Raw genomic sequence first — 19,531 nt, forward strand, 5'->3', positions numbered from 1 at the left:
ACGAACACTTAAATTGATGTCTTTGTGCACTAGTCTTTGAGTAGTTATATATAGATTTCCGCAGATAGTTTTAAAAATAGGTTTCTTGATACAAGTCGTTTTCAATTAAAAAATCACTTTTTCTTAAAAAATAATAACTTAATATATCACCATACTCCTTAAGCACTCAAAATTTATTATCAAATGAAAAGCTAAACTTTCTAAATCCTATATGAAGTTCAGAATTCAAAACAGTATACTTACTGGCAACTCTATTTTCTTCATAATTAATGGATATATACGCTTTTCCCAAAGTAAATTAATAGGATAGAAAAGATGCGAACAAAGGATGATTAACCTCTAAATCCTTTCCATCTTGGTAGGCCACTTTATGACAAAATCACTTGCCTTCAAGAGTATTTTTGCAGTAAAGATTTGAAATGGAAACCAAAAAAATTACAATAAAAAGTTTTTGGTTCAAATTAGTTGAGTTTAGTGCTATGGAATATTTGGTCATAAAGGTATCAAATCTTTAAACTTTCGTGTTTAATCCCCAAATTAAATAATTGATAATTCATGCGTTTTTTAGTTAAATCAACCCCTTTTTTTTGCTGATTTAAAGGTACATTTTACCTGTAATGCGTTTTATGTACAGTTGGTGTTTGCACTGCAATTTTCTTCCATTTAGGTCACTAAATTTAACTTTTACCATGTCTTTTGGAACAGTGTTGGTTTAAATAAATTACCTCAAAAGATGAATCTTAATGATCGGTCAAATGCACTAAATAGGGCATAAAATGGGTGTTTACTAAAAATCAAACCCATTTTTATTGCGGTTTCACAACAGAAACAGAACATACCACAACATTAAATTTCCTAGCTAATTACTATAGTGAATATTTGTTATTGGAGAATTCCACAGATTTTGGGTTAAACCAGCGCGTGAACTTCCCCACTATTAAATAGCACATGACCAAACTGATAGTTTTTTTTGATTTTACTAAGCGTTCTTCACTTATGGGAAAAATTTTCTCCAAAGGTTTGTTTTTCATTTTATTCTTGTTGTTGGGTTTAAACACAGCGTATTCTCAAGTTAAAAGAGATTTTGCGGTACGTTATGAAGCTGATATTCGCGGAGAGATAACTTTTATAGCGAACAACATCGTCAACCGCTATATACCAGAATCCTCAGGTAGAAGGTGGGTATGGAGAAATGGCCGCTGGAGAAGGGAAAACTATACTATTCCAGAGGTGTCTCCTAATGATCCGTACAATGATACTCGTGGTGCATCCAGTGCAAACGACTCATTTGATATGCGTTATATTGATGTAGATGGGGACTCTTCTACATTTAGCTCAAGTAGCGCTACACTTAATATTCCGGACTATGAATGTTCAATTATACGTTATGCCGGTTTATATTGGTCAGCGGTTTATACCAACGCCGACCGAAGTAATATTGATGAAATAAAATTTAGGGTTCCAGGTGGTGCATATCAGGATATAGCAGCAGACGATGAACTTTTTGATGGTTATAATGATGTAGATTTTGGATATTATGCACCTTACGCATATTATAAGGATATTACCTCTATAGTATCGGCATTGCCAAACCCTAACGGGGAGTATTTTGTAGCCAATGTACGGGCAGATAATAGCCGTACGATCAGTGGTGGTATTTCCGGTGGTTGGAAAATGGTTGTAGTATATGAAAACCCAAATTTACCTGGAGATAAATTCATAACTACCTTTGACGGTTATGCGGGTATAAAATCTGGCGAAAGTGTAGATATTCCTATCAGCGGATATACAACGTTACCCGCTCCTTTTCCAGTGTATGCCAATATGGGTGTAGCTGCTTTGGAAGGAGATAATAGAATTGATGGGGATGCCTTGCAGATCAATGCCAATGGGTCTTTTACCACCTTATCAAACGGAGAGAACCCAGCCAACAACTTCTTCAATTCAAGCATCACTATTGACGATGTTCCTTACACCAACAGAAATCCAAATAGTATAAACACCTTGGGTTGGGATGTAGATCATTTTGAAATTCCCAACGGCGGAGTCAACAATACCATTATCCCAAACGGATCAACCAGTGCTACGCTTAGAGCAACTTCCTCACAAGACAAATATGATATCTTTTTTGCTTCATTTGATGTGGATATCATTGCACCTAACATTGTGTTGGAGAAAAGGGTTCAGACGCCCGGCGGTGTAGATATAACAGGTGAAGGTGTTAATTTAGGTCAAACATTGGATTATGTGCTGACTTTTGAGAATATTGGTAATGATGATGGGGTGGGCTATACCATTAGGGACATACTTCCTGTTAATGTCTCTCCGCCAAATGGACGTAGTTTTTTCAATGCTTCTGATTTTTCGTATCCAAATGGAGTTACCTATACGTACGACCCCTTAACTCGTGAAATTATTTTTTCTGTCCCGGACAGATATGTAGAAGATGAGGATTCTGAATATTCCATTCGTTTTCGTGTACAAGTAGCAGAAAACTGTTTTGACTTCGTAAATGCCTGTTCTGATTTAATTGAAAATGTGGCCTATGGCACCTATCGTGGAGAAAATAATTCTGCAATGGTAACGGACGACCCCAGTGTAAGTGAATTTAACTCATGTGGTTTTACGGTTCCAGGAGCTACAAATTTCCTTTTGGATGACCTTAGTGCTTGTAGCTTTGACAGAACAGTTACCTTATGTGGTTCAAATACAATTTTGACAGCGGGACAAGGTTTCGACTCTTACGTATGGTATCAGGACACCAATGGTAATGGGGAATTGGACAGTTTGGATGTTGAAATTAATGATGGCGACCCAGATAACGACCCAAGTACGCAAGTAATTACTACTCCTGGGGTTTATATCGTAGATAAAATTGTTGCCGCACCTTGTATTGGCTACCAAGAAGTCATTACGGTTGAACCATTTGGTTCTGGTAATATACCCAATCCCGTTACCGAATATTTTAATGAAGTAAATAGCGATAGTGATCCCTCAAACGACATACCTGGAGAAATTGTTAATTGTACAATAGACAATTCTTTCATCCCAAAGATTTTCTTGTGCGGTATTAATGATTCTCAACCATTAGCGGTAAATATTGTAGATGCCCAAAGTGTTAGCTGGGAATTGTTGGACGAAGCCAGTTGTGCTCCGGTTGGCGAAGATTGTGCCAATAAAGCACTTACCTGTAATTGGACAGAAGTTGGCACTGGAAGTAACTTCCTATTAAATGCTCCTGGAGAATATAGATTATCCGTTATCAATAGAAACGGATGTATCAGCCGCTATTATTTTAAAGGGTTCCAGAACAATTTGGATATAGATTACACCAATAGGGATATTGTTTGTAATACAGACGGTAATATTACCATAACCAACTTGGGCAGTGGATATGGTTACCAGTTGGTAGATAATGAAACCAATAACATTCTTGTTCCATTTAGCGCAAACAATGGTCCAAGTTTTGACTTTTCTTCTGGTGAGAACGGTTCTTATAGAGTAGAGGTTACGCCTACGGACATCAATGGAGATGTAATACCAAACGCCTGTGTCTTTACTACGGAAGTAATAGGTATTTTAGATAGAGACGTTACCTATAGTGTTAATGTAACTCCAGAATTCTGTTATGAGCTAGGGTCTATCAATTTACAGATCAATAATGCGGATGCCGTATATAACTACGAAATTAGAATAGATGATGGAAGTAATGGAGGTTTAGGCACACTTTTGGACAGTGAAAATGGACAAACGGACAACAATTTTACCTTTACAGGTTTAAGTGCAGGGGACTATATTGCTTTAATTTCAACCGCAGATGGTTGTTCATATAGTGAAAATGTTACCATTGTGGATAACAATGACCTAACATTAAGTGCAAGGGTTTCTCAACATATTACCTGTAGGGAAGGTAATATCCAAATGGATTCTGATGGGGGCACAACGCCACATACCTATGCAATCTGGTCATATGTAGATGAATCAGGAAATACGGTTACTTCATATCCTTCGTATGCAGATATACCTGCAACCAATTTTCAGACAAGGCAGATTTTTGACATTTTAGACCCGGGGGCCTATACATTTGTTGTGTTAGATAGAAATGGGTGTTACCAAGTGTCCAACACTGTTGAAATAGAATTTCAACCTGCGGCGGAATTTAACGCCACTACAGTAGTGGATGTTAATTGTTTTGGGGATGCTAGCGGTAGAATACAATATAATTTAATTGATAATAACGGTTATCAATTAACCTTTTCTTTATTTGATGCAGACGACCAACCTCTTGGCGAAAACGGCACAGGTAATTTTTCAAATTTACCGGCAGGGGATTATCGTGTATTGATCAACCAAAGAAGAGGTAGTGCTTCTTGTGATTATGAGGAAAATTATACCATTGGTTCGCCCGCTTCGGCAGTGCAGGGAGATGCTGTGTTGATTCAAGATTATACTTGTGTTCAAGACGGGATTATTGAAGCACAGAACGTAACCGGTGGTGTTGCCCCTTATGAGTATAGTATTGATGGCGTAAACTTTATTCCAGATACGGTAGCTAATGCAAATCGTTTTGAAAATCTAGTAGATGGTAATTATTATATTACCGTTAGAGACGCCAATGGATGTACTTTCAGAACCAATATTATACTAATAGATGCACCAAACCCGCCAACGGATTTAAATATAACGGCATCTCAGATTGCTTGTCCTGATCAAACGGTAGACCTTAGGGTATCCGCTACAAATGGTTCAGCTCCTTTTACGTATGCCATTGTTGCCCCAACTGTAATAAACCCCACAAGTACCGTAGGCAATGAAGCTAATTTTGACGGACTGGCACCAGACACCTATACGGTAAGGGTTACAGATATTGATGGCTGTTTCTATGAAGAAAATTATACGATAAACGGCATAAACCCCATATCGGCTTCTGGAACTACCGTTCAACCTGTTTCTTGCTTTGGAGCAACAGATGGCAGCATTCGTTTTAATGTAACTTTCCAAAGCGGACAAAATTTCACATATTCCATTACAGGCCCATCAGGTTTTACCAGCAATGGAGGAACACAAGCGGTAATCAACAATTTAAATAATTTGGAGGCTGGAGACTATGTAATAAACATTACGGATACCGCTACAAATTGTACGTATACTACCACCCATGAACTGGAAGGGCCTGCATCTGCATTGGCTATAACATCTGTTAATGAAACACAACCTACTTGTTTAACAGATGGCAGTGTTAGTATTACTGCTACAGGTGGATGGGGTGGCTACTCCTTTTCATTGAACAACCCAGATGGTTCATCGTTTGGTACAAATGGCACAGGTAATTTCAACGGATTGACCCAACCAGGAACATATAACGGAACATTAACGGATTCCAATAATTGCGCAATACCGTTCTCATTTACATTAGATCCCGCAATAGCACCTGTCCTAGTTGTTACTCCAAACCAAGATTGTTTTGATAGTTCTACACTTTTGACCTTAACGGCAAATGTAACTTCAGGAGGTGACGGAAATTTTGAATATAGCATTAACGGAGCACCTTTTACAACAAACAACGTATTCTCCAATTTATCTTCAGGAACATATACAATAGATGTAAGGGATGGTAAAAACTGTACGGATACAGAAACAATCGTTGTCAATCCAGAGCTAACGGTTACCGCCAGTGCGGGCAACATTACCGCGTGTGGTTCTGCCACTGATGTGGCAATCGCCGGAGCGGGCGGTGACGGCAACTATGTCTACGCGGTAGTGGACAACGGCACTACGCCCACATCGGGCGACTTTGTGCCCAACAGCACGATCCCGGTTACGGGTACGGGCGACTACGACGTCTATGTAAGGGACAACGGCGGCAGCGCCGGTTTCTGCGAGAGCGTATACGCCATCACGATCGACCAGGACCTGCCGTTGGCACTATCTATCTCGAACACCGCGGTACTCTGTAGCGGGGACAGCCAGTCCACCTTGACGATTATGGCAAGTGGCGGGGAAGGTCCGTATACCTATAGTATGGACAACGGTGCCAGCTATGTTTCGCAGAACACGTTCAACAACCTTGGCGCCGGTTCGTACAACATCCGCGTTAGGGACGCCAACCTTTGCGAGATAGGGGAAATCCATACGATCACGGAGCCCCTTAACCTTTCGGCCTCTGCCGCTGTAGCAGAATTAGTGGAGTGCAACCCTACTCAGGGCGCGGAGGTCCGTATTACGAACGCCCATGGAGGTACCGCACCGTACAGCTATAGCTTTGACGGTGGCGGCACGTATACTTCCAGCCCCATAGGATACCTGTTGGCGGGCAACCATACGGTATACGTCCAGGACGCCAACAACTGTACGTTCCCAATGGACATTACGGTAGACCCGGCCCCTGCACCTCCCACATTGTCTGCAACGGTGGATTACCTTTGTGACGGCGACGGCACGGTTACGGTGACCCCGAGCAGCAGCGATTTCGACTACACCTATAGTATCGACGGAAACCCCAACAGTCCGGCTACCTCCAATATATTCAACAACGTACCTGCAGGTCCGCATACCATAGATGTCACTTATGTAAGTACCATTGCACCGGCAGAAAGTATACTATTACAGGAAGATTTTGGTTCCGGACCCAATACCAGTATACCACAGATAGACCCTGCTTATTGTTACGAGCCACAAGACGGTAGCGCAAGCTTATGTGGTTTTGGAACCGACACTCATATTCAAGACGGAGAGTATTCCGTAACAAGTGTTATTACCAATCCTTATAATCCGTGGAGAAGTCCTAACGACCATACCGGTAATGCCAATGGACGTTATTTGGCGATCAATGTTGGTGGTGCAGCTGGTGTTGGTGGTATTGTATATGCAAAACGCGGTGTAGAAGTTATCCCAAATAGAGATGTAACGGTTTCATTATATGCATTCAATATATTTAGAAATGGACAATCTGGAGGGGATCCTACCATTGAAATCGAATTGGTTGATTTGGGCGGTAATGTAATTGCTAGTACTGCAACGGGTAATATTCCTAAGAACAATAATGCGGATGATTGGCATAATTATAGCGTAACACTTGATCCCGGCGCAAATACAAATCTGGATATTGTTATAAGAACCAATTCCGCTGTAATTCAAGGTAATGATATTGCAATTGATGATATACTTGCTTTCCAAATACCAGAACAATGTCCGGGAACCACAAGTATAGATGTAATCGTAGAGGACGGAAATGCCTTAGATGCATCCATAATAGGCTATGAGGACCTTGACTGTAACGCGGACGGTTCTGGCTCTATTACTTTTGAGGTGGAGAATTTTGGTCCTGGAGGTTTCGAGTTTAGTTTTACAAGTGACTTTAGTTCTATTCTTGGAAGTACTACGGTATCTCCACAGACGATATCATCACTTTCTGCCGGTAATTATACCATTTACGTTAGGGAGGCAGGCAGTACAAATCCTGGATGTAGTACAAGTATAAGTCAGGTTATCAACGAACCTTCGGTGGTGGTTGCGGACGCATCTCAGACACAGCCCTATACCTGTAATAATGGAGGGGCAATTATAACCGCTAGCGCATTGGGCGGTACACCCGGATATACATATCAATTAGAAAATAATGCTGGAAGCATATTGACGGCTTACCAAACCGGTACAACTTTTGGCGGATTAACGGCAGGCACCTATAGGGTCCGTGTTATGGACGCAAACGGATGTACGGATCTTATGGACAACCCTATCACGATTACGGCACCAATTATTCCCGTTTTTACCTTAAATGAAACAGCTTGTTATAGTGGTGGTAATGATGCAATTATTCAAGTTAATGTTACAGATGGTAATGGGGATTATCAATTTAGAATCAATGGAGGAACTTGGGTAGTACCATCTCCGGTCAATTCAACTACATACACGTTTAACGGATTATCACAAGGAACATACACAATAGAGGTCACAGATGCTTATGGTTGTGATAGTGCATCTCAATCCATTACCATAGAACCTCAATTAACGGTTACCGCCAGTGCGGTCAATATTACCGCCTGTGGTTCTGCCACTGATGTGGCGATCGCCGGAGCGGGCGGTGACGGCAACTATGTCTACGCGGTAGTGGACAACGGGACTACGCCCACATCGGGCGACTTTGTGCCCAACAGCACGATCCCGGTTACGGGTACGGGCGACTACGATGTCTATGTAAGGGACAACGGCGGCAGCGCCGGTTTCTGCGAGAGCGTATACGCCATCACGATCGACCAGGACCTGCCGTTGGCACTATCTATCTCGAACACCGCGGTACTCTGTAGCGGGGACAGCCAGTCCACCTTGACGATTATGGCAAGTGGCGGGGAAGGTCCGTATACCTATAGTATGGACAACGGTGCCAGCTATGTTTCGCAGAACACGTTCAACAACCTTGGCGCCGGTTCGTACAACATCCGCGTTAGGGACGCCAACCTTTGCGAGATAGGGGAAATCCATACGATCACGGAGCCCCTTAACCTTTCGGCCTCTGCCGCTGTAGCAGAATTAGTGGAGTGCAACCCTACTCAGGGCGCGGAGGTCCGTATTACGAACGCCCATGGAGGTACCGCACCGTACAGCTATAGCTTTGACGGTGGCGGCACGTATACTTCCAGCCCCATAGGATACCTGTTGGCGGGCAACCATACGGTATACGTCCAGGACGCCAACAACTGTACGTTCCCAATGGACATTACGGTAGACCCGGCCCCTGCACCTCCCACATTGTCTGCAACGGTGGATTACCTTTGTGACGGCGACGGCACGGTTACGGTGACCCCGAGCAGCAGCGATTTCGACTACACCTATAGTATCGACGGAAACCCCAACAGTCCGGCTACCTCCAATATATTCAACAACGTACCTGCAGGTCCGCATACCATAGATGTCACTTATGTAAGTACCATTGCACCGGCAGAAAGCACCTTATTGACTGAAGATTTTGGGTCCGGACCCAATACCAGTATACCACAGATAGACCCTGCTTATTGTTACGAGCCTGGCGATGGAAGTACTAGCGCCTGTAATATTGGTGACGCTCGTTTATTTGATGGAGAATATACGGTTACAAGTGCGTTAGCACCTTTACATGCCACATGGATCAGTCCTAATGACCATACCGGTAATGCCAATGGGCGATATTTGGCGATCAATGTTGGTGGTGTTGTTGGTGTTGGTGGTATTGTATATTCTAAAAGGAACGTTGAGGTATTACCTAACCAGGATATTACTATTACCTTTTGGGCATTGAACTTATTGCGCACTGGCACCTCTGGAGGAGACCCTAGCATGCAAATAGAATTAGTGGATGGTAGTGGAAATATTATTGCCAGCTCATCTACGGCGGGCAGTGTTCCTAAAAATAATGGCCCGGATGATTGGCATAATTATTCTGTCTCACTAAATCCTGGAGCAAATACAAACCTGGATATAATCTTCAGAACGAACTCTGCAGTTCTTGACGGAAATGATATTGCTATAGATGATCTTTTGGCAACCCAGCCACCGGCAAGATGTCCGGGAACAACAAGTATTGACGTAATCGTAGAGGACGGAAATGCTTTCGAGGCATCCATAATAGGCTATGAGGACCTTGACTGTAACGCGGACGGTTCTGGTTCTATTACTTTTGAGGTGGAGAATTTTGGTACAGGTGGATTTGAATACAGTTTTGATAGCGGTTTTGCCACTATAGATGGTAGTGATACCGTTTCGCCATACACAATAACAGGTTTGGCTGCTGGTAACTATACTATATATGTAAGGGAAGCCGGAAGTACAAATCCTGGATGTAGGGTTTCCATATCCCAAACCATATCTGAGCCGGCCATCGTCACTTTTTCGGAAACCGTTGTACAGCCAACTTGTGTAGATGGTGGTTCGGTTACCATAACAGCTTCTGGCGGAACCGCAGGTTATACGTATCAAATCGAAGAACCAAATGGAAATATTGTAGGACCACAAAGTGAAAATATCTTCACTGGCCTTAATGAAATAGGAATACATACCATTACCGTTACGGATACTAATGGATGTGCCGCTACGGATACCTTTACCTTGAACACACCGGTGAACCCTGTTATCAGTATTGACCCTAGTTCAGATTTATGTTATGATTCTTCCAACCCAGGTTCGGCTACCGTGGTTATCGGTGGATCTGGAGGATTGGCCCCCTATGTTTTTAGAATGAATTCGGGCCCTTATAGAACTTCCAATACATTTGCTAACTTAACACCTGGCAATTATACATTTGAAATTAGGGATGCCAATGGATGTACGGATGATTTAATGTTTACCATAGAACCTCAGTTGACGGCAAACATTGTTTTATCAAAGGATATTGATTGTACCGTATCGCCTGATGCTATCTTGGATTTACAGGTAAACGGAGGTTATTCGCCATTTACTTATGAGTTAAATATAGATAACGGCGGTTACACTTCATATACAGGTACTTTTCCATTTACCACAAATACTCCCGGTTTATATAGATTTAGGGTAACGGATAGCCAAGGATGTGTTGCAGAATCAAATGAAGTAACTGTAACGGCCGTCGTTAATCCTTTGGCTACGGAGACGGTAACTGACCCCACATGTAACGGCGACTCTAATGGTATTGTAGAAATTAATATTGACCCTGCTTACGGATCTTCTCCTTATGAGATTAGTTTTAACAGCAGTCCCTTCACCAGTCAAAGGGTTTATCCAGGATTGGCCGCAGGTACTTATTCATATACCCTTAGGGATAGCAAGAGTTGCACATACACCCAAACCGTTACTGTTAACGACCCTGTATTGTTTGATGCCAATGTTATAGCTACGGATGTTAGTTGTGGTGCATCTGGTGATATTCCCGGAAGAATAGATATTAATATAACCAGTGGCGGGGTACCTAATTTTACCTATACGTTATATGATAATCAGAATAATGTTGTAGTAACTACTGGTCCCAATCCAATAATAAATACATCTGCAACTACCGCTACGTTTGATGGACTTAATTTTGGAGATTATTATGTTAGGGTATTGGATGCCAATGGTTGTGAATTTTATCAAAATCCTGTTAGGGTTCTTTCCAATCCATATTTAACAGTAGATGCACTTGTGCCTGCTGTTAGCTGTGCTACAGGTGGTTCGGTAGAATTGTTGGCCAGTGGTGGGTCTGGAAATTATGATTTTACCATTTATGGGGCAGGAACCGCTCCGACAACAGAAATTCCAGGACCTGGAACAGGGGAGGAAACAGCTACATATAATGGGCTTAATCCTGGACAGTCCTATGTTTTCCAGGTTATTGATACAGATACTAATTGCTCTAGTTATGTAGAGGTTGACATACCGCCACTGTCTGCCATTGATGTAGTTGCAGACCCAGTAGTCAATGATGTTGCATGTTATGGCGATACCAATGGATCTATCGCATTTCAGATAGAAGGCTTTGATTCGGCGGTTAGCTCAATCTACTATGAAATAAGGGAATCTATATCCAATACCCCTTTAGTAGGTGCATATTCAGGTACAATTTCGGGTACTACAGGACCTGGACCAACACCTGTGGAAACCATATCTGCTATTCCTCCGGGAGATTATGTATTGTTTTTTAGGGAGGATAGCGCTCCAGACTGTACCAATACATTTGAGTTCAGGATTATAGAACCTAATCCGGTTACCCTCAACCTAGTAGATCAAAATAATGGGTATTGTTCAGAAAATGCCAACATTACTGTTATTGCAGGTGGTGGTAATGGTTCTTATACTTATGCTTATATGGAAAATGGGGTGACACCTGTGGCCTCGGATTATGAAACAAGCAATTATAAAGAATTAGATCCTGCAGTAAATACAGAATGGGATGTTTATGTCATTGATGGAAACGGATGTGCTGCAAACTCTCATTTAGACATTACAATAGCAGAAGATCCTTCACCCCTTATATCTGCCGTAGTAGTAAACCAGTGTGCGGCTAATGAAGGTGAGTTTATGGTAGAGGTTACCTTGGACGGTGAAGGAATTCAACCATATACCCTAAGTGTTAACAATGGCTCATATCAATCTTCAACGCTGACTACATTGGGTACTACCCATCAGTTTTCAAACTTGAGTTCTGGTAACTATACTATTGATATACGTGATTTCAACGGTTGTGGAAATCAGGTTGCCTTGGAAATTTTTAAACCTTCCAATATAACTGCGGAGGTTCAGGCGCAACCAACTTGTTTAGGAGGTGATGGTGCTATCTTGATAACGGCATATGGAGGTTCAGGAGCCTATGAGTATGAGCTTTTCTTCTTTGGCGGAGCTTCTGTTGAAGGGCGTAAGTTAACTCCAGTCTTCTCTGGTCTAAACCCAGGAATGTACACTGCGGCAATTTATGACTTGGACCCAAGATATACAGGATGTAGTGCTTTGGTAGATATTGAATTGGAAGTTCCTACGGATGTTGATTTTACAACTTCGGCAATGGATGTTACTTGTTTTGGAGGAAATGACGGCAGTATTGTCGTTACCCTTGATCCAACTATGGACAACCCACCATATTCGTATCAGTTGATGGTTGACCCAACTCCTATTTTACCTTATGATGCTTTACGAATGTTGCCTCAAGGGCCGGCTCAGTCATCGAACATTTTCAATAACCTTTCTGCAAACGATGACTATTATGTAAGGGTAACCTCAGATAGAGGATGTTTCTTGGACAGACCGGTAACCATTTCCGAGCCGGACGAGATATTGAACGTAAGCGCTAGTGTTGTTGAGTTCGGCTGTAGTGTTGGCAACAACGATAACAATGCCACGGTAACGGTCAACGGCGGCATTACGGGCGGTAGCGGCAACTATGTGATCTATGAGTTCATCGACAGCGCCTCCAACGTTGTACAATCGGGCGCCTCCAACGTGCTGACGGTAACGGACAGAACCGGAGAGAGCTATACGATAAACGCATACGACGATAACGGATGTTCCGGTAGCACTACCGCTACGGTACTGCCTTTCGACGAGATGACCGGGGCTTCCGCTGCGGTGACCACTACGGAGACCTGTGCGCCCGGATCTGAGGGCGAGATCACCGTTACGGCGACGTCCACATCGGGCGACGACACGAGGTACGAGTACAGTATCGACAACGGTGCCACCTATGTTTCCACGAACGTATTCGGCGGACTTACCGCTGGCACGTACAACTTCTTGGTAAGACATGTGGATACGGGCTGTATAGTAACAACATCTGCACGTATCGAGGAACCCAATACGTTCACGATCGATGTGGCGAAGAGCAGCGACGTGATCTGTTACGGAACGGATACGGGCGAGGTGACCTTCTCACTTGTGGATGCGACATATGCCGCCGGGTTCGACTGGGAAGTGTTTGATACCAACGGCACGCCCAACGATACCCTGGACGATATTAGCGTAGCTACAGGCGACGAGGCCGCCCCAACGGTGAACCTTGGAGCGGGGAACTATTATGTTTCGGTGACCCAGGACAGTAACCCGTTCTGTACGAACAGGGAGTCGTTCACGATAAGCGGTCCAAGTGCCGATATTACGGGAACCACCGTAGTGACGGACATTACCTGTGCCACTGGGGACAATGACGGTTCGATCACGATCACCAACGTGGCCGGTGGATGGGGAGGCTATACGTACTATGTGGGTACGGCTGCGCCTAGCGCACCGACGGACTTTGTTCCCAACGCCACGTTCGGCGGACTTACCGCAGGCACATATGAGGCATGGGCAAGAGATAGCGAGGGCTGTGAAAGGCTGATCCAGGACAATATCGTATTGGACATCCCGACACCTATAGCGGCAACGCTTAGCGTGAACCAGGAGAACTGTACGAACCTACAGGGCGAGATAGAGGTAAGTGCACCCACCGGCGGACAGGGAAGCGGCTATACGTACCAACTGGTCCTTGGCGGGACGGACTTCCGCTCACCGCAGAACACCAGGGTGTTCTCCGGCCTGGGCGCAGGAGTCTACGAGGTGACGATCACGGACCAATGGGGCTGTAGCTTCACCACACTTCCCGTAGAGCTTTACGAGCAGTTGGGCGCCACCACGGCCGTGACCAAGCCGATCGACTGTAGCACAACGGTGCCAGGGGGCACGATAACGGTGGACGTTACGGGCGGTTCCGCGAACCTTGAGTTCGAGATGGCGCCGCCGAGCGGACCTAACGTTGTCCAGATGAACGACCCTGTCTTTACCGGCCTGGTCGATGCGGGCACGTACACTTTCACGGTCAGGGACCTTGACACCACCAACCCGGTGTGCCAGACCATGGCGACACAGGTGCTGGACGCTCCGGTAGTCCCAGTATTTACAGAAACACATATTGATATTACCTGTTTTGGAGCAGATAACGGCTCTATAACCTTGGCACAGACCCAGAATGGCGTAAATCCTTTGACCTTTACGATTTCTCCTGTTGCAGGTACTTTCAATGCGAGTAGTAATACATTTGAAAACTTACCACCTAATACATATAGTATTACGGCTACGGGAACCAATAGTTGTACAAGTACAATTATAGATATTGAAATTTCCGAGCCGGACGAGATATTGAACGTAAGCGCTAGCGTTGTTGAGTTCGGCTGTAGTGCCGGCAACAACGACAACAATGCCACGGTAACGGTCAACGGCGGCATTACGGGCGGTAGCGGCAACTATGTGATCTATGAGTTCATCGACAGCGCTTCCAACGTTGTACAGTCGGGCGCCTCCAACGTGCTGACGGTAACGGACAGAACCGGTGAGAGCTATACGATAAACGTATACGACGATAACGGATGTTCCGGAAGCACTACCGCTACGGTACTGCCTTTCGACGAGATGACCGGGGCTTCCGCTGCGGTGACCACTACGGAGACCTGTGCGCCCGGATCTGAGGGCGAGATCACCGTTACGGCGACGTCCACATCGGGCGACGACACGAGGTACGAGTACAGTATCGACAACGGTGCCACCTATGTTTCCACGAACGTATTCGGCGGACTTACCGCTGGCACGTACAACTTCTTGGTAAGACATGTGGATACGGGCTGTATAGTAACAACATCTGCACGTATCGAGGAACCCAATACGTTCACGATCGATGTGGCGAAGAGCAGCGACGTGATCTGTTACGGAACGGATACGGGCGAGGTGACCTTCTCACTTGTGGATGCGACATATGCCGCCGGGTTCGACTGGGAAGTGTTTGATACCAACGGCACGCCCAACGATACCCTGGACGATATTAGCGTAGCTACAGGCGACGAGGCCGCCCCAACGGTGAACCTTGGAGCGGGGAACTATTATGTTTCGGTGACCCAGGACAGTAACCCGTTCTGTACGAACAGGGAGTCGTTCACGATAAGCGGTCCAAGTGCCGATATTACGGGAACCACCGTAGTGACGGACATTACCTGTGCCACTGGGGACAATGACGGTTCGATCACGATCACCAACGTGGCCGGTGGATGGGGAGGCTATACGTACTATGTGGGTACGGCTGCGCCTAGCGCACCGACGGACTTTGTTCCCAACGCCACGTTCGGCGGACTTACCGCAGGCACATATGAGGCATGGGCAAGAGATAGCGAGGGCTGTGAAAGGCTGATCCAGGACAATATCGTATTGGACATCCCGACACCTATAGCGGCAACGCTTAGCGTGAACCAGGAGAACTGTACGAACCTACAGGGCGAGATAGAGGTAAGTGCACCCACCGGCGGACAGGGAAGCGGCTATACGTACCAACTGGTCCTTGGCGGGACGGACTTCCGCTCACCGCAGAACACCAGGGTGTTCTCCGGCCTGGGCGCAGGAGTCTACGAGGTGACGATCACGGACCAATGGGGCTGTAGCTTCACCACACTTCCCGTAGAGCTTTACGAGCAGTTGGGCGCCACCACGGCCGTGACCAAGCCGATCGACTGTAGCACAACGGTGCCAGGGGGCACGATAACGGTGGACGTTACGGGCGGTTCCGCGAACCTTGAGTTCGAGATGGCGCCGCCGAGCGGACCTAACGTTGTCCAGATGAACGACCCTGTCTTTACCGGCCTGGTCGATGCGGGCACGTACACTTTCACGGTCAGGGACCTTGACACCACCAACCCGGTGTGCCAGACCATGGCGACACAGGTGCTGGACGCTCCGGTAGTCCCAGTATTATTGGATGCCACTATAGTAAATGTTAGCTGCTTTGGTGGAAATGACGGTAGTATTAGAGCAAATATTGATCCATTGACGGCTATGAATCCGGTTTATAGATATGAACTTTATAGTTTAAGCGATTTGGTAACACCAATTGTACCTCTACAGGACAATGCTTTGTTTACTGGATTAAGTGCAGGAGATTATCAGGTTCGCGTTGTATCGAGCAGAGGATGTGAAGGTATTAAGAACGAGACGGTTTCAGAGCCTACACAGTTATTGATCGATGCCACGGTAACGGAGTTTACTTGTTCAATAAACAACTCCGTGAACACTGCCACGATTACTGTGAATGTATTGGATGGAGCAACCACTTCTGGTGTTTCTTCAGGTACTTCACCATACCTATATAGTTTGGACAATGTAAATTTCCAAAGGTCCAATACGTTCAATATTGCGGATAACGGTAGTGAACAAATTATAGATGTATTTGTAAAAGATGATAATGGATGTACAGAAACTACTTCGGTAACGGTGCAACCTATAAATACGTTTACCGCTACAGTGACCAGAGATTTAGCCATCACTTGTACGAATGATGAGATAGTGACAATTTCAATTACGGACAATGGTTTGGCGCACACTTATAGCTTTGAACTTTTACCAATTGGAAATAGTAAAGGAACACTTACGACAAGTACGGCAACAACGGCGGAATTTAGTTTAAGTGCCGTAGGAACCTATAATTTCCGTGTCACAGATTTGGATACCGGTTGTTATGTAATAACGGACACATATTCTATTGCACCTTTTGATTTTATAACAGCAACCGCTACGGCAACCTCTGTAGTTACTTGTTATGGGGATACTAACGGTGGATTGTCAATTAATATCGATGGCTATTCCGGAACGTATGACTATCAAATTTTTGATACTGCAGGTAATGCCATTGGAAGTACGGTCTCTACGGATACAAGTGTAAACCCAAGACAGGTAGGAAATATTTCTGGAGGCAATTACTATGTTCAGATAACGGAAACCTCTGTGCCATTGTGCTCGGAAAACACCAATGTAGTAACCATAGCATCTCCGGACAGACCTTTGGATGCGGTAGTGAACCCTATTGCGGAAGTTACGTGTACCAATGATAAAGGTGAAATCAGTGTAACTCCTAGTGGAGGTTATAAGCCTTATGATATTACGTTGACGAACACCTTAACCGGAGAAAACATAACAGTTGAAAATGTTCAGGAAATGATATTTGGGAACCTTTCTGCTGGAGATTATACCATTCAAATAGCGGATAACGTAGGATGTTTTATCACCAGGACAGAAGCACTTATACCTGCTACTCCTATTATTGCCAATGCCACACCTTTAGTTACGGATTTGGCCTGTTATGGGGATACTGGCGCCGTAATAAGTGCTATTGTCACCGGAGGAGGAAGTGGTTCATATGGATATCAATTAAATTATTATGATGCTTCGGGTACAACCATTTTAAATACTACGGGTATACAAAACAATCCTAATTTCAATGATTTAGGAGCTGGTATTTATAGTATAACAGTGGTTGATGGTTGGGATTGTGATATGACCACCAATACGGTAGAAATTACACAACCAACTGAAATACAGGCATCTCTATTGAGAACCAACCCATTAACTTGTGCTACTGGAGCTGAATTTGAATTAATGGCCACAGGTGGCAGCGGTACGTATGAATATAGTGTTGACAATATTACCTATTTACCAATGACTACAAATCCATTAGGATTACCGGAAGCAGGTATCTACCAACATGGAAGGTATCAATTCTATGTACGTGATGCTATAAATGGTTGTGAGGCCGCATTGTCAAATGCCATTACTGAAAATGAGATTCTGCCGTTGACCCTTACAGTAGATGATACTGCAGCAGTATTAAATTGTACAGGTGAAAACACCGCCATTATTTACGCTACTGCAGAAGGTGGATTAGGAAATTATCAATATGAATTATTTACCGATAGTTCCTTGTCCCCAGCATCAAGGATTGCCGGACCTCAAATTCAGGGTGTTTTCAGAAACTTGTCCGCGGGTACTTATTATGTATCGGTAACAAGTGAGGATTGTACCACCCAAGCAGAAGAGGTAATCATAGAAGACCCTCTTCCTTTATCCTATACAGAGAGTATAATCGACGTAAGTTGTGCTGGAGAGAACAACGGACAAATAACGGTTACCCTTTCTGGCGGGGCTGGAGGATATCAATATGCTATTTCTCCAAACTTGAACCAAGCATTTTCGACAAATACATTTACAGACCTTGCACCGGGAGAATACACCATACTTGCCCAAGATAGGAACGGCTGTTTTGAATATTTGACCTATACCATTTCAGAACCTGATATGTTAGTCGTTAACCCAACGGTTACTCCAGAAATCTGCGTGGATAGCCAAGATGGCTCTATAGTCCTTGAGATATTAGGAGGAACGGCACCTTACAGTACGGCCATCAATGCAAATGGCGATGCGGATTTTGTTCTTGGAAGGACTGAGTTTATAAATATGGCAGCGGATAATTATTTGATCTTTGTTAGGGATGCCAATGGTTGTGAAACCAATGTGATCGTTGATATAGAAAGAGGAGTCAACTTGAACGCGACGGTAGAGCCGGTTTACGAATGCTCTAGCGATATGCCTAATAATTATGTGAACATTACCTTGGAGGACGATAGTGTCATAGGAGATGTCCTTTATGCAATTGATTCCGTAGATCCGGAAGATTTACAGTTAAACCCAGATTTCAGGGATTCTGCACCGGGCAACCATTTTATTACCATAGCGCATGCCAATGGATGTTTACAGACTATAGACTTTGTAATTGAAGCTTTTGATCCATTGTCATTGACGTTGGAACAACATAACCTCAATGAGATTACTGCTGTGGCAGAAGGAGGTAGAGAAGATTACACCTATTATTTTGACGGTATCGATAATGGTAACAGTAATACGTTTTTCATTGATAGAACCGATACGTTTGAGGTGCGCGTCGTTGATCAAAACGGCTGTGAGTCCATTGCCAATATTTATATGGAATTTATAGATATTGAATTACCTAATTTCTTTACACCTGACGGGGACGGTCAAAATGATTTTTGGATACCTAGAAATATGGAACAGTTTCCAGAAATACTAATAAAGATTTTTGATCGTTATGGTAGGGTAGTTTCCCAACAATTTGCAGACTCAGAAGGCTGGGATGGTACATATTCGGGCAAATTTTTACCTACTGGTGATTACTGGTATGTGATCAAACTGAATGGAGAAAGAGATGAAAGGGAATTTGTAGGGCACTTTACTCTATATCGTTAAAACTTAA

Annotated in this window: 1 protein-coding gene; it reads left to right on the forward strand. The window is 44.2% G+C overall.

Features of this window, described 5'->3' with window-relative positions; all coding sequences use genetic code 11:
• The first annotated feature begins 996 nt into the window (after positions 1–996).
• Complete coding sequence (locus Q2T41_RS09650; RefSeq protein WP_304435906.1) at positions 997–19,524, forward strand: T9SS type B sorting domain-containing protein; 18,528 nt, start codon at positions 997–999, stop codon at positions 19,522–19,524.
• The last annotated feature ends 7 nt before the right edge of the window (positions 19,525–19,531 follow it).

This window comes from Maribacter confluentis, from assembly GCF_030505015.1.
GTDB lineage: Bacteria > Bacteroidota > Bacteroidia > Flavobacteriales > Flavobacteriaceae > Maribacter > Maribacter sedimenticola.

Bases quoted from the DNA above. Each gene is read 5' to 3' on its own strand.
- Q2T41_RS09650 (WP_304435906.1), top strand. From the start codon at position 997: ATGGGAAAAATTTTCTCCAAAGGTTTGTTTTTCATTTTATTCTTGTTG.